Source organism: Bradyrhizobium sp. 4 (assembly GCF_023100905.1).
Lineage (GTDB): Bacteria > Pseudomonadota > Alphaproteobacteria > Rhizobiales > Xanthobacteraceae > Bradyrhizobium.
Genome location: NZ_CP064686.1, coordinates 6,850,987 through 6,870,381 on the forward strand (window position 1 = coordinate 6,850,987; position 19,395 = coordinate 6,870,381).

At 63.9% G+C, this 19,395-nt stretch carries 18 protein-coding genes and 1 pseudogene; 7 read left to right on the forward strand and 12 right to left on the reverse strand.

Annotated elements, in window-relative coordinates:
- Positions 1 to 77: 77 nt before the first annotated feature.
- From IVB45_RS32775 to IVB45_RS32790, 4 genes are all read right to left on the reverse strand, one after another.
- Entirely contained in the window at positions 78 to 581 is a 504-nt protein-coding gene (locus IVB45_RS32775; RefSeq protein ID WP_247357886.1) for a GFA family protein, read from the reverse strand.
- A 156-nt stretch (positions 582 to 737) separates the two neighbouring features.
- On the reverse strand, positions 738 to 1,865 hold the full coding sequence (locus IVB45_RS32780; protein ID WP_247357885.1) for an alkene reductase: 1,128 nt from the start codon (positions 1,863 to 1,865) through the stop codon (positions 738 to 740).
- A 156-nt stretch (positions 1,866 to 2,021) separates the two neighbouring features.
- Complete coding sequence (locus IVB45_RS32785; RefSeq protein WP_247357884.1) at positions 2,022 to 2,885, reverse strand: outer membrane beta-barrel protein; 864 nt, start codon at positions 2,883 to 2,885, stop codon at positions 2,022 to 2,024.
- A 204-nt stretch (positions 2,886 to 3,089) separates the two neighbouring features.
- Complete coding sequence (locus IVB45_RS32790; protein WP_247357883.1) at positions 3,090 to 4,586, reverse strand: aldehyde dehydrogenase family protein; 1,497 nt, start codon at positions 4,584 to 4,586, stop codon at positions 3,090 to 3,092.
- A gap of 196 nt (positions 4,587 to 4,782) precedes the next feature.
- On the opposite strand from IVB45_RS32790, the gene IVB45_RS32795 reads away from it, so the two are divergent.
- On the forward strand, positions 4,783 to 5,628 hold the full coding sequence (locus IVB45_RS32795) for an SDR family NAD(P)-dependent oxidoreductase (protein ID WP_247357882.1): 846 nt from the start codon (positions 4,783 to 4,785) through the stop codon (positions 5,626 to 5,628).
- Between the two features lie 132 nt (positions 5,629 to 5,760).
- Here IVB45_RS32795 and IVB45_RS32800 read toward each other — a convergent pair whose 3' ends face one another.
- The 6 genes from IVB45_RS32800 to IVB45_RS32825 all read right to left on the reverse strand — a co-directional run bounded on the left by IVB45_RS32800 (position 5,761) and on the right by IVB45_RS32825 (position 9,894).
- On the reverse strand, positions 5,761 to 5,967 hold the full coding sequence (locus tag IVB45_RS32800) for a hypothetical protein (protein ID WP_007615092.1): 207 nt from the start codon (positions 5,965 to 5,967) through the stop codon (positions 5,761 to 5,763).
- A gap of 71 nt (positions 5,968 to 6,038) precedes the next feature.
- On the reverse strand, positions 6,039 to 6,452 hold the full coding sequence (locus IVB45_RS32805) for a Rieske (2Fe-2S) protein (protein ID WP_027565497.1): 414 nt from the start codon (positions 6,450 to 6,452) through the stop codon (positions 6,039 to 6,041).
- A gap of 15 nt (positions 6,453 to 6,467) precedes the next feature.
- Entirely contained in the window at positions 6,468 to 7,580 is a 1,113-nt protein-coding gene (locus IVB45_RS32810) for an amidohydrolase family protein (RefSeq protein WP_247284685.1), read from the reverse strand.
- Positions 7,581 to 7,594: 14 nt separating this feature from the next.
- Positions 7,595 to 8,659 (reverse strand): amidohydrolase family protein, encoded by a 1,065-nt coding sequence (locus IVB45_RS32815; protein ID WP_247284686.1) that lies wholly within the window; start codon positions 8,657 to 8,659, stop codon positions 7,595 to 7,597.
- Positions 8,660 to 8,886: 227 nt separating this feature from the next.
- Positions 8,887 to 9,162 (reverse strand): YiaA/YiaB family inner membrane protein, encoded by a 276-nt coding sequence (locus IVB45_RS32820; RefSeq protein ID WP_027565500.1) that lies wholly within the window; start codon positions 9,160 to 9,162, stop codon positions 8,887 to 8,889.
- A 36-nt stretch (positions 9,163 to 9,198) separates the two neighbouring features.
- On the reverse strand, positions 9,199 to 9,894 hold the full coding sequence (locus IVB45_RS32825; protein ID WP_247284687.1) for a PspA/IM30 family protein: 696 nt from the start codon (positions 9,892 to 9,894) through the stop codon (positions 9,199 to 9,201).
- A 103-nt stretch (positions 9,895 to 9,997) separates the two neighbouring features.
- Here IVB45_RS32825 and IVB45_RS32830 point away from each other — a divergent pair, with 103 nt between their 5' ends.
- The 3 genes and pseudogenes from IVB45_RS32830 (at position 9,998) to IVB45_RS32840 (ending at position 13,889) form a co-directional block, all read left to right on the forward strand.
- Positions 9,998 to 10,606, forward strand: a complete 609-nt coding sequence (locus tag IVB45_RS32830) for a TetR/AcrR family transcriptional regulator (RefSeq protein ID WP_247807534.1) — start codon at positions 9,998 to 10,000, stop codon at positions 10,604 to 10,606.
- A gap of 113 nt (positions 10,607 to 10,719) precedes the next feature.
- A pseudogene (gene hydA / locus IVB45_RS32835) lies at positions 10,720 to 12,173 on the forward strand (dihydropyrimidinase).
- 96 nt (positions 12,174 to 12,269) lie between these two features.
- Entirely contained in the window at positions 12,270 to 13,889 is a 1,620-nt protein-coding gene (locus tag IVB45_RS32840) for an ABC transporter substrate-binding protein (RefSeq protein WP_247357880.1), read from the forward strand.
- On the opposite strand, the gene IVB45_RS32845 is transcribed toward IVB45_RS32840, so the two are convergent.
- Positions 13,886 to 15,229, reverse strand: a complete 1,344-nt coding sequence (locus IVB45_RS32845; protein ID WP_247357879.1) for a glycoside hydrolase family 3 N-terminal domain-containing protein — start codon at positions 15,227 to 15,229, stop codon at positions 13,886 to 13,888. The two genes, IVB45_RS32840 and IVB45_RS32845, sit on opposite strands and share 4 nt — an antisense overlap.
- 187 nt (positions 15,230 to 15,416) lie before the next feature.
- Between IVB45_RS32845 and IVB45_RS32850 the strand changes: the two genes are divergently transcribed.
- From IVB45_RS32850 to IVB45_RS32860, 3 genes are read left to right on the forward strand one after another with little or no spacing between them, the layout of a single operon-like run.
- On the forward strand, positions 15,417 to 16,907 hold the full coding sequence (locus IVB45_RS32850) for a DUF4173 domain-containing protein (protein WP_247357878.1): 1,491 nt from the start codon (positions 15,417 to 15,419) through the stop codon (positions 16,905 to 16,907).
- Between the two features lie 18 nt (positions 16,908 to 16,925).
- Entirely contained in the window at positions 16,926 to 17,630 is a 705-nt protein-coding gene (locus tag IVB45_RS32855) for a response regulator transcription factor (protein WP_247357877.1), read from the forward strand.
- Entirely contained in the window at positions 17,627 to 19,213 is a 1,587-nt protein-coding gene (locus tag IVB45_RS32860; RefSeq protein ID WP_247357876.1) for an ATP-binding protein, read from the forward strand. Before IVB45_RS32855 ends, IVB45_RS32860 begins: the two co-directional genes overlap by 4 nt.
- On the opposite strand, the gene IVB45_RS32865 is transcribed toward IVB45_RS32860, so the two are convergent.
- Positions 19,210 to 19,350, reverse strand: coding sequence for a hypothetical protein (locus IVB45_RS32865; RefSeq protein ID WP_007597071.1), 141 nt, complete (start codon positions 19,348 to 19,350; stop codon positions 19,210 to 19,212). The two genes, IVB45_RS32860 and IVB45_RS32865, sit on opposite strands and share 4 nt — an antisense overlap.
- Positions 19,351 to 19,395: the final 45 nt, after the last annotated feature.

The following is a 19,395-nucleotide window of genomic DNA, read 5'->3' on the forward strand; positions in this document are numbered from 1 at the left end:
CAGGAAGCATGATGGCCGAAATCGCGGGAGGCGCGCAAGGAAGCGCAGTCATGGCTGCGTTGCGTGGGCGCAGCACGCTACATCTCCTCGCGCCCCAGCTCGAACGGATCCTCGCCGCCCGCCCGCTTCTTCTTTTTCGAGCGCTGCCAGACCACACCGGGAAAGCCCTTCAACGGTACCAGCGGCTCGCCGGTATAGGTCCATTCCTGCAGCTCCTCGATCGCAATGTGATACAGCGGCTGGCGGCCGGTGCGCTCTTTGAACAGCGCACGGGGGATGTTGACCATGTGCGGCCCGCGCGGGCGCTCATATGCGATCGGCGTGCCGCAATGCGCGCAGAAGCTGCGCGCGGTCTTCGTTGCCTTGTCCTCGTAGCGCGTTAGCGCCGTCTTGCCTGCGGTGATGCGAAACCGTTTCTTCCAGCTTCCGACATAGGTTGCATAGGCGGCGCCGTGGGCGCGACGGCTGGCGGCGGAGTGATCGTGCCAGGCCCAGCGTGCGGGAACGTCGATCTCGAAGGTGACCTTGCCGCAGAGGCATTGGCCGGTGGCAACTCCTGCGGCGGCTGCGGCTTTGGCCATGGGTGCTTCCCTCATCGCTCGCAATGACGGAATTCGTGGTGTCCGTCGGGGCAACACAATAACTCCGTAGCCCGGATGAGCGAAGCGACATCCGGGAAGACCAGAGCTTAGGTGAAGACCCCGGATATCGCTTCGCTCAACCGGGCTACAGCAGTGTCAGACCGGCGTCAGCTCGTCATACACCGGATAGTCGGTATAGCCCTTCTCCTCGCCGCCGTAGAACGTCGCACGGTTATACGGCGTGAGAGGGTAGTCGTGCTGCAGGCGGCGCGGCAGATCGGGGTTGGAGATGAAGATGCGGCCGAAGGCGATGAGGTCGGCGTGTCCCTCTGCGATCGCGGCGTTCGCCGTCTCGCCCGTAAACCCGCCTGCCGTCATCAGCACGCCGCTGTAGAGCGGGCGGAATAGCAGCATTGCCGACGGCACGTTCTGCCAGTTGACTTCGGCGCGCCCGGAGCCGCTGGAGCGCGGTTCGATGAAATGCAGATAGGCAAGACCGCGCTTGTCGAGCGCCTTGACCACGTGTGTGTAGAGCGGCATCGGATCGGGCTCGCCGGAATCGTTGGCGATACCGTGGGGCGACAGCCGCACGCCGACGCGGCCCGCGCCCCAGACGTCGATCGCGGCCTGGGTCACTTCGAGCAGAAGCCGCGCGCGGTTCTCGATCGAACCGCCATATTGATCGGTGCGCTGGTTGCTGCGTGATTGCAGGAATTGCTCGAGCAGATAGCCGTTCGCGCCGTGGATCTCGACGCCGTCGAAGCCTGCGGCCAGCGCGTTCTTCGCGCCCTGCCTGAAGGCCTCGACAATGCCTTTGACCTCGTCCGTCTCCAGCGCGCGCGGCGTTTCATAGTCGGAGATCTTGCCGTCGGCTGTCATTGCCTTCATGCCTTCGGCCCTGATCGGGATCGCCGAGGCCGAGACCGGCAGCTCCCCGCCGTGGAAGGAGGAATGCGAGACGCGGCCGACATGCCAGAGCTGGAGAAAGATGATGCCGCCCTTGGCGTGCACGGCGTCGACAACCTTGCGCCAGCCCGCGATCTGCGTCTCCGAATAGATGCCTGGCGTCGCCGGATTACCGCGGCCGTGCGAGAGCACAGGCGAGGCCTCGGCAATGAGCAGGCCGCCTTGGGTGGCGCGCTGACCGTAATATTCGGCATTGAGCGGCCGCGGCGAAAAGCTCTCGCGCTCGGCCCGCATGCGCGTCAACGGCGCCATCGCGACGCGGTGCGCGAGCTTGTACGGACCGACCTGCAACGGTTGAAACAATGCCTCGAATTTCATTCCGGCCCCAAAATGATTGATGAGAGGACGGGGATCATAAGAGAAAGGTCCGCAGCTCGGAAGCTGCGCGGGGGAATGGCTGGCCAGCCAAAAGAGGCGGCGAATAAAAGAAGCCCCGGGGCCAGGCCCGGGGCTTTCGTCTATTCAGATTGCAGGTCAGTATTTCGCAACGACCGCGCCTGGGCCGAATTTGTAGTTCAAGCCGACACGCGCGATATGGCCCGTGAAATTCGTGGTTGAGTCAAGGCCACGCGCCGGGCCGGGCGTGAACGGGAACAGCGGATTGAAGATGGTGTATTTCTCGCTGCCGAGATCGTAGTAGAGATATTCGAGCTTGACGCTCCAGTTCGACGCAAAGCGGTACTCGCCGCCGCCGCCGACCGTCCAGCCCACGCGCCAGCTTTCCACCGCGCCGGCGCTACAGATCACATTAAGGCAGGGCGTGCCACTCCCACCCGTGGGATCCACGATCGCCGTCGACGCCTTGACATGGCCATAGGCAAGACCGCCGGTCGCGTACAGCATCAAGTCGGGCACGACGGTGGCACCGATCCGGCCGCGCACGGTCCCCAGCCAGTCGACCTTCTGATCTTGCGTGGTCATGATCGTCGGGAAGACCGGCAAGGTTCGGGTCACCGTTGAGCTACCCTTGATGTCGGCCGCCGCGATATCGGCTTCGACGCCCCACACCAACGAGCCCGTCTGCACATTGTAGCCGGCCTGCAAGCCGCCCAGCACACCACGCGCGTTTGTTGCCAGCGAAGCCGGGACAAGGCCGCCCGCCAGTGCGACGTCGAGCACGCCCGCAGTGAAGACCGGATCATGGGGCGCGAGATTGTTCGCACCATCGCCCCACCCATACCCGGCATTCACGCCGGCGTAGAAGCCCGACCAGTTGTAGGCAACGGGCAGTGGCGACGCCTTGTACGCTGGCGCACGTGCGGTCATATCGGCCGCAAGAGCGGGCTGCGCCGAGGCGACGCCCAAAGCCACAAACACGATCGGAGCAAAGCGAAGCATTATCGATATTCCAATTCCGAAGATTGACGGTGACCAGAACTAACCGGCCGACATTCGAAATGGGATAGCAAGCCTTGCAAAATCGCGGACAACGCGAGCTTTCAAAATCGCATGTAGCGTCCGGGCAACAACCTTTGGTCGCCGCAAGCGGACAAGCGTCGCCGCAGGCAAGACCGATCGCTGAAGTCCGGATGCGATGGCGCGTCAGGCCGTCTTGATCCAGACGGCCTTCACGTTGAGATATTCCTCGACGTGCTGCTTGCCGGATTCGCGGCCGTAGCCGCTCATCTTGTAGCCGCCGAAGGGCACGGCCGGGTCCATCGCCTGGTAGCAGTTCACCCACACCGAACCGGCACGGAGCCTCTTCGCTACCGCATGCGCCTTGCTGACGTCCCGGGTCCACAGGCCCGAGCCGAGACCGAACGTGGTGGCGTTGGCGCGCTTGACCAGCTCGTCCATGTCCTTGAACGCGATCGCGGAGATGACGGGACCAAAGATCTCCTCTTGCGCGATGCGCATATTGTCCTGGACGCCAGCGAACACCGTCGGCGACACGAAGAAGCCTTTTGCAAGCGCGCCTTCGGTGACGCGGCCACCGCCGGCGAGCGCCTTGGCGCCTTCCTTCTGTCCGATGTCGAGATAGCTGGTGACGCGCTCGAGCTGCTGCTCGGACACCAGCGGTCCGATCTGGGTGTTGGGATCGAGGCCGTTGCCGACCTGCAGCTTCTTGCCGAACTCGGCTACACGTCCGACGAATTCCTCGTAGATCGACTGCTCGACGAACAGCCGGGTGCCGGCGCTGCAGATTTGCCCCGAATTGGCAAACACCGCCATCGCGGCGCCCGGCACGGCCGCATCGAGATCGGCGTCCGCGAACACGATGTCCGGCGACTTGCCGCCGAGCTCAAGCGAGACGCGCTTGAGGTTGCCGGCCGAGGCGCGAATGATCGACTGGCCCGTGACATGCGAGCCGGTGAAAGCAACCTTGTCGACGTCGTGGTGCGAGGCAAGCGCGGCGCCCGCGGTCTCGCCGTAGCCGGGCACGACGTTGATGACGCCGGGCGGCACGCCCGCTTCCATCGCGAGCTCGGCGATGCGCAGCGAGGTCAGCGGCGCCTCCTCGGCGGGCTTGAGCACGACGGTGCAGCCGGTCGCGATCGCCGGACCGATCTTCCAGATCGTCGCAGTCAGCGGACCATTCCAGGGAATGATGGCGCCGACGACGCCGATCGGCTCCTTCAGCGTGTAGGAAAAGATCTCGCCGGGCAGCGAGTTCTCGATGGTCTCGCCATGAATCGCGGTGGTCTGGCCGGCATAATAGCGCAGCATGCCGACGGCGCGCAGGCGATAGGCACGGGTACGGCTGAGCGGCGCGCCCATGTCGAGCGTGTCAAGCTGCGACAATTCGTCGAAATTCTTCTCGACGAGGTCGGCAAGCTTCAGGAGCAGGTTCTGCCGCTCGAACGGCTTGACCTTGCTCCAGGGACCTTCAAAGGCGCGGCGGGCGGCAGCAACCGCGCGATCGATATCTTCCTTGTCGCCCTCCGCCACTGTTGCAAGCAGTTCGCCGGTCGCGGGGTTGTGGGTCTCGAAGCGCTTGCCGGAGGCAGCATCGACCCACTTCCCGTCGATCAGCATCTGCTTGTAGGACCCGTTGGCGAACGGATGGCGCGTGATCGGAATAGCCTGCGACACAGCCATGGCTGAACTCCCTGTCAAATGGTTGATTGGTTCGATCTGGGCGGGATCGTTAAGTCGATAGAATACTGCGATGCCGGACAGGCGTAAAGGAGAGGCGTAAAGTCGGCGCGGAACGAAGACCTCCCATGCCGACTTGTGCAGGGTCGCGCGCGTGCCATGTTATGGCACGACCGAGCCCCTCCCCGGAGACCGATCCATGCCGCACCCCGCCATCGTCAAAGACAATGTTGCCGTGATCACCGGCGGTGCGTCCGGCATCGGATTCGCCGCCGCCGCAGCCTTCGCGCGCGACGGCATGAAGGTGTGTATCGCCGATGTGGATCAGGCGGGACTGGCGGATGCCGCGACAAGACTCTCATCCCTGACGTCCGCCACACACGTGATGACCTTCGCGATTGACGTCAGCAAGGCCGAGAGCGTGACGGAACTGGAGCGCGCCGTGCGCGAGCGCTTCGGCGGCACCGACATCCTCATGAACAACGCGGGCATCCAGCCCGGCAGCACGCTGTTCGGCGAACCCGACAACTGGCAGCGCATCATCGGCGTCAACATGTGGGGCATCATCAACGGCTCGCGCATCTTCGCGCCCAACATGGTCGCGCGCGGCAGGGCGGGGCTCATCATCAACACCGGCTCGAAGCAGGGCATCACCACCCCGCCCGGCGATCCCGCCTACAACGTCTCCAAGGCCGGCGTGAAAGCTTTTACGGAAGCGCTCCAACATGAGCTGCGCAACACTGCGGGTTGCCGCATCACCGCGCATCTGCTGATTCCCGGCTTCGTCTTTACGGGCCTTACCGCGAAGGGCCGGACGGAGAAGCCGGCCGGCGCATGGACGGCCGAGCAGACCGTGAATTTCATGCTGATGCGGCTGGAGGCCGGCGATTTCTACATCCTGTGCCCGGACAACGATGTCCCGCGCGCGCTCGACGAAAAGCGCATGCTGTGGGCCGCCGGCGATATCGTGGAGAATCGCCCGCCGCTGTCACGCTGGCATCCGGACCATGCGGATGCATTCGCGAAGTTCGTGAAGGGGGATTAGGCTGTTTGATCCTCATGGTGAGGAGCGCGGAATGCGCGCGTCTCGAACCATGCAGGCCCGGTTGGGCCTCGATCCTTCGAGACGCCCGCTTCCAGCGGGCTCCTCAGGATGAGGGTTTACACGGGGGACGCTCTACAGCGTCTCTTGCTGATGCCCGCAATTCTTGCAGGCGAACTTGATGCGGGTCTGGCCCTTTGGCGCCTGCACGCGGTTCGGGGCGCCGCATTTACCGCAGACGGCCTCGATGCGGGTATCGCCCTGCTTGACGACGACGGTTTTCTTTTCCATCGATTCGCGGATCAGGCGCTCGGCCTCCTCACGCAGGGATTGTTTGGACAAAGCTCGTCTCCGCCATAAATGCGGGCGAGGCTTATCCCACCTGCGGCGAAATCACAATCCGAAACGGCTGCTCAGACCTCGACAATCACGTAGCTGTCCTCGACATGCACCGGAAACGTCTCGGCGACATACGGACCTTTCTGGAGTTCCTCGCCCCGCTCCACCGCGACCGGATATGACCTAATCTTGACGCGCTTCGGGTCGAACCAGGATTGGCCGTTGCGCATGTCGAACTCCCAGCCATGCCAGGGACAGCGCAGCATCTCGCCGACGCGCGAGCGCTGATAGATGCCGGGCTCGGGCGAGGTCAGTCGCGCGACACAGGCCGCTTTCTCCAGCGGCGCGCCTTCGTGCGGACAGCGGTTCAGCAAAGCGAAGAACTCGCCATTGACGTGGAACACGACAATGTCGCGGCCGGCGACATCGACGACCTTGTTGCCACCGGGTGGGATCTCCGAGGTGGACGCGACGATGTGACGGGCCATACCGTGCAGACCTCCTCAGAACTTATAGACCGCGCGGGCATTGGTGCTAAAGATCTTCTTTCGCTCGGCTTCCGTCAGCGGCGTCTTGAAGGCGAAGCGCGGATCGTCGAAATCCCAGTGGGGATAGTCCGACGAGAACAGGAGACGATCGATGCCGACCCATTCGATCAGCGAGCGCAGGTGCCGGGCTTCGTCAGGTTCGTCGATCGGCTGCGTCGTGAACCAGAAATGCTCGCGGACATATTCTGACGGCTTGCGCTTTAGATGCGGCACCTCGCTGCGGAAGCGCTCGAAATGCTGGTCCATCCGCCACACCGCGGACGGGATCCAACCGAAGCCGCCCTCGATGAAGACGAACTTCAATTTTGGAAAGCGCTCCGGCACGCCCTCGATCACGAGGCTGGCAAGCTGCGCCGCAATCGTGTGCGCGTTGGACTGGTGCTCCTCGACATAATAGGACGGCCAGCCGCCACCGGTCGGCGCATGCCCGCCATAGCCGCCGACATGGATGCCGAGCGGCAAGCCCAGCGCCTGCGCACGTTCGTAGATGGGCCAATAGCGGCGGCGGCCGAGCGGCTCGTTGGCGCGCGGCGAGACGTTGATCTGGACGTACTCGCCGATTTTCGCGCAGCGTTCGATCTCGGCAATGGCGAGATCAACGCCGTCCTGGCCGACCAGGATCGAAGCTTTCAGACGCGGGTCGCGATGCGACCAGAACGCCAGTTGCCAGTCGTTGATGGCGCGCTGGATCGCGGCGCCGAATTCGAGGTTCTGCTGCGAGAAGATGAAGAGATCGAGCACCTGCAAAATCCCGAACTCGACGTCGAGCGGATCGAGATGCTGCTTCTGCATGAAGGCGAGATCCGAGCCGGGCGGTCCGCCGGTCGGCGGCCAGGCATCGCGGCGCGCGATCAGCGGCGAGGAGCGCGGATAGGGCGTGGTGAACAGATAGGGCGTGCGCAAATGGCTGCCATATTCCTTCAGATGCTGCTGCCAGCGTTTGGGCAAGAACTCGTTGAGGTCGTCGGGCGAATGCAGGCTCGGATGGACGTCGCAATCGACGATGCGCAGCCGCGAAGCGGCGGGCTTCTCGTCTTCCCGCAGCGGGCGGTCGATGACCTCATCCATGCGAACCTCCAAAGTCAGTTGGCGAGCGACAGCCGCGGAAACGTCTCCAGCGGGTTGTCGACGCACATCTTCGAGATAATGCTATTCGGCAGGTTCGGCGGGATCGGATCGTCGCCGTCGAACTGCCAGTGCGGATAGTCGGACGCGAACAGGAACATCTTTTCCGAGCCGATCTGGTCGATGATCTCCTCGACGCTTCTGGCGTCGCCCGGCGCATCAAACGGCTGCATGGTGACGCGGAAATTCTCGCGAATGATCTCAGCCGGCTCGCGCTCGACCCAGGGCACCTCGACGCGCACTCCGCGCCAGGTCTTGTTGGCGCGCCACATGAAGGCCGGCAGCCAGCTTACGCCGGATTCCATCAGCACGACCTTGAGGTTCGGAAACTTGCCGAACACGCCCTCATAGATCAGGCTCAAGATCTGCGCCTGAAACGCCTGCGCCTCGACGAAGTAATATTCGTAGCGGTGCGACGGCCATCCGGCCGAACTCGGCGCCTGCCGATATTGCGTGCCGGCGTGGATCGCGAGCGGCAGCTTGTACTTTTCCGCGAGCCGATAGACCGGCCAGAAATGCCGCCGTCCCAAGAGCGTCTCGCCCTGTGCCAGCACGAGGATCGAGACGAAGCGGTGATCGCCGGCGCGACGTTCGATCTCGTCGACCGCCAAATCCGGGTCCTGCATCGGCACCACGATCGAGGCACGCAAGCGCGGATCGCGCGACAGCCACTCAGTCGCGATCCAGTCGTTGATCGCCTTGCAGAAGTCGGCCGCCATGTAGGGATCGAACACGGCCTGAGCGCCGTAGAGCACGTTGAGAATCGCGTGGCTGGCACCCAACTGCTCGAATGCGCCCTTCTGTACCATCGCAAGATCGGAACCCGGCTTTGCGCCGTTCGCCGGACGCCAGTCGGTACGGCCCGCCAGCGGCATGCTCGGTGGATAGGAGGTGAGATCGAGTCCATCGATGGCGCGGCTCACCACCTGCTCTTTCCAGTGATCGCTGAGATAGGGCAGCAGCGTCGTGCGCGTGCCACCAACCGCCGGGTGGATGTCGCAGTCGATGCGCGTCGCTGCCATGAGGTTCCTCGCCGAGATCTTGTAAGCACATCTTATTGGCGGCGTTCTTGTGCGCCGCCTGTGAAGACTGCCCCTGCCCGTGCGGTTGCGCAAGAGCGCACGCCCGCGCGATCGTCATGGCTATGTTGCATTTCGCGGGCGCGATATGAGGTGTGGCGAAATGCGTTCCGACGCCGAAGCCGCGGAGCGCATTGCTCCGCTGCTTCCTTGCGGATTGTCTATGCCAGTCAAGCAGCCTTGGAGACTTCCATCAGCAGACGTTCCGCCTTGGCATCCTCGATGCGGTTCACCATCCGGCTACTTTCATGGTTGTCGCGGACCGTCTTGGTCAGGGTGATGCAAGTCTGGATCAGCATGACGATGCCCATGGTGAGATAACCCTTCATCCAGAGGTCGATCGGGAGGAAGAAGATGCCGATGGCAATGAGGAACGCGGAGGCTGCGAAGGACGCGTAAGTGAAAGTCACCCAGGCGCCGCTGTGGGGCTGGCCGTTCTGGTTCATGATGGTCTCCTGTTGGTTCGAATGATGGAGTTGGGATCAGGCAGTCGGCATGCGCTTGGACTTCAACCGCGCCAGCACGTCGTCCGCGGTCGTCTTGAGCCGGGGGCCAAAACCCTGCTCGGCGAGTTTTTCGGCGGTGGCGAGCGGACCGGTGGCCGCATCGAGCTCGACCAGCGCGTCGTCGGCGGCCTGGGCTTCCATCTGCCGCTCACGAAGTCGCCTCAAAGTGCTCTCCGCCTCCGGCAGCGTGGATTCGTAGGGGCGTGCCGCCTCGATGCCGCTGCGGCGAAGCGAGCGCACCGCCTCCGAGGCACGGGCGACGCGGCGGCCGCGGTCGAGCTCGGTGATGCGGGCCTGCGCGCTTGCGACGTGCCGCTTCAGCCGCGCGATTTCGGTTGCGAACAGCGCACGTGCCGTCAGTGCCGCATCGCGATCGGCCTCAAGGCCTGCGATGGCTTCGGCGGCATCGTTGGCGAGATCATCCCGGCCGCCATCGAGCGCCGCAACCGCGCGGGTCTCGAGATCGGCGATGCGGGCGATGGTCGCCTGGAGCTTGCGATCTTCCTGCTGGTCCTGTGCGATCGCCAGCGCCAGCGTCCGTTTGCCGCGCTCGACGGCGGCGGCCGCGTCGCGCATCTGTTGATCGAGGATCAGAAGGGCCGTCCGGTCTTCCAGCTCCTCGCCAGCGGCGGCTACGCTGCCGCGGAAAAGTGTCACTACGGTCTTGAACATCTGAAGCTCCCTGTTATGAGCGTTGCTCACGGATGGTTTGTAGCAAGAAACTTGAACATCGTTCAACAAATATTTTGAGCAATGCTCATAAATTTGGCTGTAGATGACTAAAGCATTGGAACGCCGAGAGAAACTTCGGTTCGATCTGATCCTGGCGGCGGAACGAATGATCGCCGAGAGGGGATTGGCGGGCCTGAAAACCCGCGATCTCGCCCGCGAGATCGGCTGCGCCAACGGCGCGGTCTACAATCTCGTCGCCGATGTGGATGAGCTGATCCTGCGCGTGGGCTCGCGCACCTTGCTTCGGCTCGACCAGACCCTGAGCGTGGCGGAAGGTGCGGGCGAGCCGTCGCCACAGGAGATTCTGGTCCGCATCGCCCTCGCCTGTTGCGATTTCGCCGCGGAGAATCTCGAACTGTGGCGCGCGCTGTTCGAGCACCGCATGGACCCCGACAAGCCCCTCCCCGACTGGTCCATCGACGACCAGATGCGGCTGTTCCGCCACGTCTACCAGCCGCTGGCCGCGCTGTTTCCACAACGCAGTCGGGAGGAGCTCGGCATCACCGCGCGCAGCCTGTTCTCGGCGGTGCATGGCATGGTAGCGCTGGGACTGGAGCAGAAGCTGGTCGCGGTACCGCTGCCGGCGCTCCGGAAGGAAATCGCGGGCCTGGTGCGCGCGATGATTGACGGACTGATCGCGCGGGCGGTGTAGAGGCCGGGACAGCACAGCTCAACTGTCGGCCACGCCTGACTAAAATTTCACCTGTCGCGGCGCATGCAGCGCGCCTAGCTTCGCGAGGTTCACGCCTCTCTCCGGAGCCTCCCATGCCCCTCCTCATCCGCGGCGGCACCGTCGTCAATCATGATCATTCGCGCCGCGCGGACGTGCTGATCGACGGCGAGACCGTCGTCGCGGTCGGGCGGTCGCTCGATGCGGCGACGGGGTGCGAGATCATCGATGCGGGCGGCGCCTACGTCATCCCGGGCGGCATCGATCCGCACACCCATCTCGAAATGCCGTTCATGGGCACGGTCACCGCGGACGATTTCGAATCGGAACCAAGGCGGCGCTGGCCGGTGGCACCACCATGGTGGTGGATTTCTGCCTGCCCGATCCAGGCCAGTCGATGCTCGCGGCCTATCAGGAGTGGCGACACAAATCTGAGAAGGCGGCCTCCGACTACGGCTTCCACATGGCCGTAACATCCTGGTCGAAGCAGATACATGACGAGATGGAGACCGTGGTCAAAACCTACGGCATCAACACCTTCAAGCACTTCATGGCCTACAAGGGCGCGCTGATGGTGAACGACGACGAGCTCTACAACTCGTTCGCTCGCTGCGCCCATCTCGGCGCCATGCCCGTCGTGCATGCGGAGAACGGTGACGTGGTCGCCCTGATGCAGGAGGCGCTGATCGCGCGCGGTGTCACCGGGCCCGAGGGACACGCTTATTCACGGCCGCCGGAGGTCGAGGGCGAAGCCACTAACCGCGCCATCATGATCGCCGACATGACTGGGACGCCGGTCTACATCGTGCACACGAGCTGCCGCGAAGCGCATGAGGCGATCGCGCGCGCACGTGCGGCGGGCAAGCGCGTCTACGGCGAGCCGCTGATCCAGCACTTGCTGCTCGACGCGGGTGAATATCAAAACAAGGATTGGAATCATTCCGCGCAGCGCGTGATGTCGCCGCCGTTCCGCGACAGGTCGCATCAGGATAGTCTTTGGGCCGGCCTGCAAGCCGGCTCGCTGCAGGTGGTCGCGACCGACCACTGCGCCTTCACCACCGAGCAGAAGCGGTTCGGGCTCGGCGACTTCAGGAAGATCCCGAACGGCACCGGCGGCCTCGAAGATCGCCTCGCGCTGCTGTGGACCGCGGGCGTCACTACGGGGCGGCTGACGAAGGAAGAATTCGTCGCAGTGACCTCTGCGAACATCGCCCGCATCCTCAACATCTATCCGCGCAAAGGCGCGGTCGCCATCGGCTCGGACGCGGATATCGTGGTTTGGGATCCCAAGGCGAGCAGGACCATCAGCGCGAAGCGGCAGATGAGCCGGATCGATTACAACGTGTTCGAGGGCTTTTCATGCACCGGCGGACCGGCGGCGACACTGTCGCGCGGCCGAATCGTCTGGAAAGATGGCAATCTGCGCGCCGAGGCCGGCGACGGCCATTATGTCGAGCGCCCGGCGTTCTCGCCCGTGCATGTCGCCAATTCCACCTGGAAAGAGCTGACCGCCCCGCGCGCCGTGAGCCGCGGCGCGGTGACGCCGTAGAATTGAAGGTCCGCGGAGCATGCGACGCCGTGAAGCGCGGCCGATGGCATGCGCCTTGCCTCTTTATGGTGCAAATCTCTCTAGAGTGAGACACCCATGAGCGCATCATCTTTCAACCTAAACCGCCGCGGCGTGCTCGGCGGTCTTGGCCTTGCCGGAATGACCGCCCTCGCTCCGCGCTTTGCCTCGGCGCAGGGGCGCAGCGAGACGTTGCTAATGGTGCAGGAGTTGGGTCCGAACTCGCTCGACATGCAGGGCGTCGGCTCCAACCAGACCGTGAACGGGCTGTCCTGGAATTGCTACGATCGCCTGCTGAGCTACGCCTCCAAGACGCTCCCCGACGGCACCCTGTCTTATGACCGCGAGAAGCTCGCGCCTGAACTCGCCGAGAGCTGGGAGGTTGCAGCCGACGGCATGTCCTGCACTTTCAAGCTACGGAAGGACGCCAAATTCCACGACGGTACGCCGGTCACGGCGAAAGACGTCAAATGGTCGTTCGACCGCGCGGTGAAGGTCGGCGGCTTTCCGACCTTCCAGATGTCGGCGGGGTCGCTGGATAAGCCCGAGCAGTTCGTCGTGGTCGACGACCACACCTTCCGCATCGACTATGTGCGCAAGGACAAGATGCTCCTGTTCAACGTCGCGGTGGTCGTGCCCTTCATCATCAACTCGGAGCTCGCGAAAAAGAACGCGACGGCGGAAGACCCGTGGGCACTGGCCTGGCTCAGGAACAACGAGGCGGGCGGCGGCGCTTACAGGATCGAAAGCTGGAAGCCGGGCAGTGAGACCGTGCTGGCGCGCTTCGACGATTGGAAGAGCGGACCTCTCCCGAAGCTCAAGCGTGTGATCGCGCGCGACGTCCCCTCCGCCGGCACCCGCCGCGCCATGCTGGAACGAGGCGATGCGGATATCTCCAGCGGCTTCGCGCCGCGTGACTTCGAGCAGATCATTCGGGAGGGCAAGGTCAAGGTCTCCGGCGTGCCGATCCCGAACGCGCTCTGGTCGGTCGCGCTCAACACCGCAAAGCCGCCGTTCGACAATGTGAAGCTGCGCCAAGCGGTCGCCTGGGCGATGCCTTATGAGCAGATCCAGAGCAGCGCGTTCTTCGGACGTGCCGTTCCCATGTATGGCGGAGTAGCAGACGTCTCAAAGCCGGTTTGGCCGCAGGCGTTTCCCTACGTCACCGATCTCGACAAGGCCAAGGCGTTGATGAAGGAGGCGGGATTCGAAACCGGCTTGGAGACGACGTTGTCGCTCGACACCGGCACCGCCACGGTCGGCGAGCCGACCGCGATCCTGATCCAGGAAAGCCTCGCCAAGATCGGAATCAAGGCGGCGATCGATAAAATTCCCGGCGCGAACTGGCGCACCACGCTGAACAAGAAGCAGCTGCCGCTCGCGCTGAATCGTTTCAGCGGCTGGCTCGATTATCCCGAATATTACTTCTACTGGAATTTCCACGGCAACAACTCGATCTTCAACATCTCCTCCTACCAGAACAAGGAAATGGACGCGCTGATCGACAAGGCGCGGTTCACCACGGATGCTGCCGAGTACGACAAGGCCGTGAAGGATTTCATCGCGCTCTGCATGTGCGATGTTCCCGTCGTCCCGCTCAACCAGCCGATCCACGATGTCGCCATGCAGAAGGGCATCACCGGTTACGAGTTCTGGTTTCATCGCGAGCCGGACTACCGCCAGTTCGCGAAGGGTTAGTTTTGGCGGGCGACGCTGACGGTGCGTGAGGCGGCTCGCGCCTGCTCGGACGGGAAACCCCGCGCGAGCCGCGCTTCGCTCGCGCGCAGCATCGCCGTATTGAGCTTGCCCCGCCGCGATCCATCCAGGGCGCAAGCGAAAATCCGGTAGAATTGCGCGCCGTCATAGGCGACCAGCAGCAGATCGACGCCCGCGTTGATCGCCTCGACAACGGCCTGGCAGACGTCGTGCTGGTAGATCGCGCCCATCACGAGATCGTCGGTCATGACGACGCCCTGATAGCCCCATTTGTCGCGAATAATCTCCTCGACGACACGCTTCGAATGCGAGGCGGCGCGATCGGGATCGACGGCCGTGAGCGTGACGTGGCCGACCATGAGCGCGCTGCGCGAATGCGACAGCACCTCGCGGAACGGAAGCCAGTCGGTTGCTTCCAACTCCTTCACCGGCGTATCAAGATTGGCGCTGAAATGATGCGTGTCGGTGCGCACGCGCCCGATGCCGGGAAAATGCTTGAGCGTGGCGCCGACGCCGGATTGTTCCAGCCCGCGCACATAGGCGCTCGCGATCGCGCCGACAACGGTCGGATCGGTCGCAATCGCGCGCTGACCGATCAACGTGTGAAAATCGAGGCGATTGCGCCGGACCGGCGGTTTGAGATCGAGCACCGGCGCCAGATTGAGGTTGACGCCGAGCCCGGCGAGTTCACGTCCGTGGATGCGGCCGAACTCTGCCGCTTTGGCCTGCTGGTCATCGGGAGCAAGCCCGGCGAGCGTCGCCAGCGCCGGCAGCTTCGTCAGCGGCGGCGCAAGATGCCCGACGATGCCGCCCTCCTGGTCCGCCGCAACGACCAGCGGCGGCAGGCCGGCGGCGCGCCGCTTGTCCTGTAGCGCCGCGATCTCGGCACGCAGCGCCTCGACTGTCCGGCCCCGGATGTTGTGCCGGGTGACGTAGACACCGCCGATCAAGCCTTGCTCGGCGAGGCGCGCGACCTCCGGGAGGGAGGAATAGCCGACCATGAAGTGAGGTCCGAGCTGACCCGCCTCGGCCGCACTGGCGGCAAGAACATCGTGCTTGCGCAGTTCGAATTTCAGGTGCGCCGCCGACATCAGGAGCGGCGGAACGCACCAGAGCATGACGAGCAGCTTGCCGGCGGTTGTGCACCAACGTCCCCTGCGCAGCAGCACGATGACGATCACGATGCTTGTGACGACAAGCGCGATGTTTCCGGCGCCGCGCAGCACGAGCAGATAGGGATCGTTCTTGTTAGCGGCCGCAAATGCGACGAGAGGGGCGGCCAGCCAGAGCAGGATGAGACCGGTGCGGTTGAAGAGCTGCATGATGCGTCACGCCCAAGGTGATGTATGCATCGCACCTATCAAAGCGATTTGCGCCGCGTAAGGACTAAAACCGCGCCTGCACATAATCTGCAAAAGACTCCTGAAGCCGTGCAGACGACGATCCCGCCTTCTGCACAAACGACGTTCAGACTTCGTGATGCCACCCATCACGAAAGGTCTTCTTGAAATGACGAGCCTGGCTTCGACAGTTGCAGCGGAAATCCAGCCGATCAGGCATTCCTCGATCCCGGCCAAGGTCGGCCTCGCGCTGGTTCTCGCTGCGCTCGCCGACTGGCTGTTCTATGGTCCGAGGATCGGGCTGTCGCTGACGCTGTTTGTGATCGCGATGGCTTGCGTGTCGATGCTGTTCAATCATGCGGCCCTGGATCTGCGGCGCGCCATGATCGGCGCGGCCATTCTCGTCGCCGGCCTCGCACCGGCGGTCGAGGAGCTCAACATGCTGTCCTTCCTGATCCTCACCATGGCGCTGGCCATTGCGCTTCTGATCGCGACCAATCCGGAAACGACCGGGCTCACTGAACGTGCGCGCGCGCTGCGCAATTTCTTCCTGCTCGGGCCCTTCAGATTCTTCCTCGACGCGCTGCAGATCTTCAACATGTCGGGGTTCACCCGGGGCATCGCACTCTGGCTGATGCCTGCTGTGATGAGCACCGTCTTCGTCGCGCTGTTCGCGGCGGCCAATCCGGTGATCGAGCAGTGGGTGTCTCTGCTCAATCCAAAGCTCATCTTCGAGTATATCAGCATCCCGCGCGTGCTGTTCTGGACCATGATGCTGGCCCTGGTCTGGCCGTTCATCCATGTGCGCTGGCGGCGCAGGACGATTGCCACCACGACGGTCGTCGACGGCTCCGTGCCGCCGCCGCTGCCGTCCCAAGTCTCGGCTCAGTTCCTGGGCCCCTCCACCATCCTGCGCTCGCTGATCCTGTTCAATCTGCTGTTCGCGGCACAGTCCATTCTCGACGGCATCTACCTCTGGGGCCATGTCGCGCTGCCGGCCAATTTGACATATGCGGGCTATGCCCATCGCGGCGCCTACCCGCTGATCGCCACCGCCCTCCTCGCCGCCGCCTTCGTGCTAGTGGCGATGCGTCCGGGTGGACCGGTCGAGAAATCAAAGGTGATCCGGGCGCTGGTCTATCTCTGGGTCGGGCAGAATGTGCTTCTGGTCGCGTCCTCCATCCTCCGCCTCGACCTCTACGTCGACATCTACATGCTGACCTATTGGCGCATCGCCGCCTTCATCTGGATGGGGCTGGTGGCGCTCGGGCTGATCCTGATCGTGGCCCGGATCGTGCTCGACAGGTCCAACCAATGGCTCGTCGGCGCCAATCTGATCGCGTTAACGATCGCGCTGTATGGCTGCTCGCTGATGAACTTCGATGCGTTCATCGCCGACTATAATCTGAGCCACAGCAACGAAATGTCGGGTAAGGGCCTGAGCATCGACGCCAACTATCTCCTCACACTCGGACCACAGGCGCTGCCTGCCCTCGACAAGGTCATCGCTCATCGCCCGGGCGACGACTGCCTTGTGTCGCGGCGCGATCGGCTTGTAGAAGTCCAGCGTCAGGATATGGCCTGGCGGAGCTGGGGCTTTCGGAACTGGCGGCTCCAGCGCAGGCTGTACGCGCTGGAGAAAGTTCGGCCGGCAGGCTGACGGGGAGCGGAGAGGTTCTTGGCGCATCGCATTCTCATCGTGGACGACGAGGGCCACATCCGCGAGGTCATCCGCGTTGCGCTAAAGAAAGCCGGCATGGACGTAATCGAGGCGCGCGACGGCAAGGAGGCGCTGAGCCGCTTTGCCGCCGACAGACCTGACCTGATCGTGCTCGACATCGGCATGCCCGAATTCGACGGCCTCGACGTCTGCCGCGAGGTGCGCAAAGGCTCCGACGTGCCGATCCTGTTCCTGTCGGCGCGCGACGAGGAGATCGACCGCATCCTCGGCCTCGAGATCGGCGGCGACGACTACGTGACGAAGCCGTTCAGCCCGCGCGAGCTGGTGGCGCGGGTCAACGTCATCCTGCGCCGTCTCGGCCCGCGCAATGGCGAGGCCAAGGCGGGGCCGTCGGCACTCGCGCAAGGCGGCCTGTTGATCGATCCCGAGCAGCATGTCGCGTCGTTCGCCGGCACGCCGCTGAAGCTGACCGCGATCGAGTTCGGCATCTTGCGCGCGTTCCTGACCCGGCCGACCTCGGTGTTCAATCGCGAGCAGCTGATGCGGGCCGCCTACCAGCTCAACATCCAGGTCTCCGACCGCACCATCGACAGCCACATCCGCAACATCCGCGCCAAGCTCGCGGCGCTGGCCTGCGACAATGCCATCGAGACCATCCACGGCGTGGGCTTCAAGCTCGGCCGCTGCGAGAAAGAGGCATGAGCGCGGCGCCGGACAAATGGCGGCCGTCGCTCACCCTGGTGATCTTCACGGTGCTGGCGACCGTCGGCGTGCTGCCGCTGGTCGGCCTGTTCTTCTTCCGTCTCTACGACAACCAGCTGATCCGCCAGACCCAGGCCGAGCTGATCGCGCAGAGCCGCGTGCTCGCGACGATCTACGCGCAGGAAGTCACAGCAAGGCTCGATAGGGGCCTCACGCTCGGTGCCGAAGTGCCGACGAACGTGCTGCCTGATCCAAGCGACCAGGTCACCCCGATCCGTCCCGCGCTTGACCTCACCGCCAACGACCTGCTGCGGCGGCGGCCAGAGGCGCAAACCGCTCCACAGCCGCCGCAGCCCGTCTATGTCGAGATCGGCGCAAAGCTGACGCCGATCATCCGCGAGACCCAAAAGATGACGCTGGCAGGCTTTCGCATCCTCGATCCCCAAGGCGTGGTGATCGCCGGGCGGCAGGAGGTCGGGCAGTCGCTCGCCCACATCGAGGAGGTCGCGGACGCGCTGCATGGGCAATACCGCGCCACCTTGCGCAACCGCGTGCCCGACAAGCCGCCGCCGTCGATCTACTCCTTCAGCCGCGGCCTCGGCGTCCACGTGTTTTCGGCAATGCCTGTCATCGTCAACAACCGCGTCGCGGGGGTGATCTACACGACGCGGACGCCGAGTAACATCTTCGACCATCTCTATCAGGAGCGGGCCAAGTTCGTGCTGGCGGGGCTCGCCGTGGTTCTCGGCACGATCGCGATCGGCCTCGTATTCTCGCGCACCATCACGCTGCCGATGCGCGAACTGATCGATCGTGCCACCAGAATAGGCCGCGGCGACCGTGAGGCGTTCAGGCCGCTCCGACATTACGGTACGCGCGAGTTCGCGCAGCTCTCACACAGTTTCCTCGGCATGGCCGAACAGCTGGCGCGGCGCTCGGACTATATCGCGACGTTCTCGGCCCATCTCACCCACGAATTGAAATCGCCGCTGACCTCGATCAAGGGCGCCGCCGAGCTGTTGCAGGATTCGGTTCAGGGCAAAGCGGGCAGCCTGACGCCGGCCGAGCAGGAGACGTTCATCGCCAACATCCTGTCCGACACAAAGCGGCTGGAAGCGATGGCGCAGCGGCTGCGCGAACTCGCGCGTGCCGAAAGCCTGCCGCAAAACGAGCGCACGGAATTGGCGCCCGTGATTGCCGACCTCAGGAGCCGCTTTCCGACGAGCTCGATCGAGGCCAGCGGCAGCCTCGACCTGATGATCGGCATGTCGGCCGAGAAGGCGCTGATCGTGCTGTCGCATCTCGCGGACAATGCGATGCGGCACAAGGCTGGGGCTATCACCCTGGAGGCGATCGACGAGCGCACGACCCTGCGTCTGACGGTAAGCAATGACGGCGAGCCGATCTCCGCGCCGAACCGCGACAGGATCTTCGACGCGTTCTTCACCACCCGCCGCGACCAGGGCGGCACCGGGATGGGTCTCGCGATCGCGCGCGCGGTGATGGCGAGCCATGACGGCTCGATCAGGCTCAAACCGACCGATCAGGGCGCGGCGTTCGAGCTCCAGTTTCCAATGGGCTAGATCGCGAACACCCAGGCGGCGACGATGGTGCCGATGGTGACCAGACCGGCGATGGTCCAGCCGGCGGCGTATTCCAGTTCAGGATGACCGGTCGCCCGCATGATCTCTGCCGGATCGGCGGTATGCTTCTCTGCCATGACAGCCTCGCACGTTACTTTCCGCGTCATATGTAAGTCGCATCA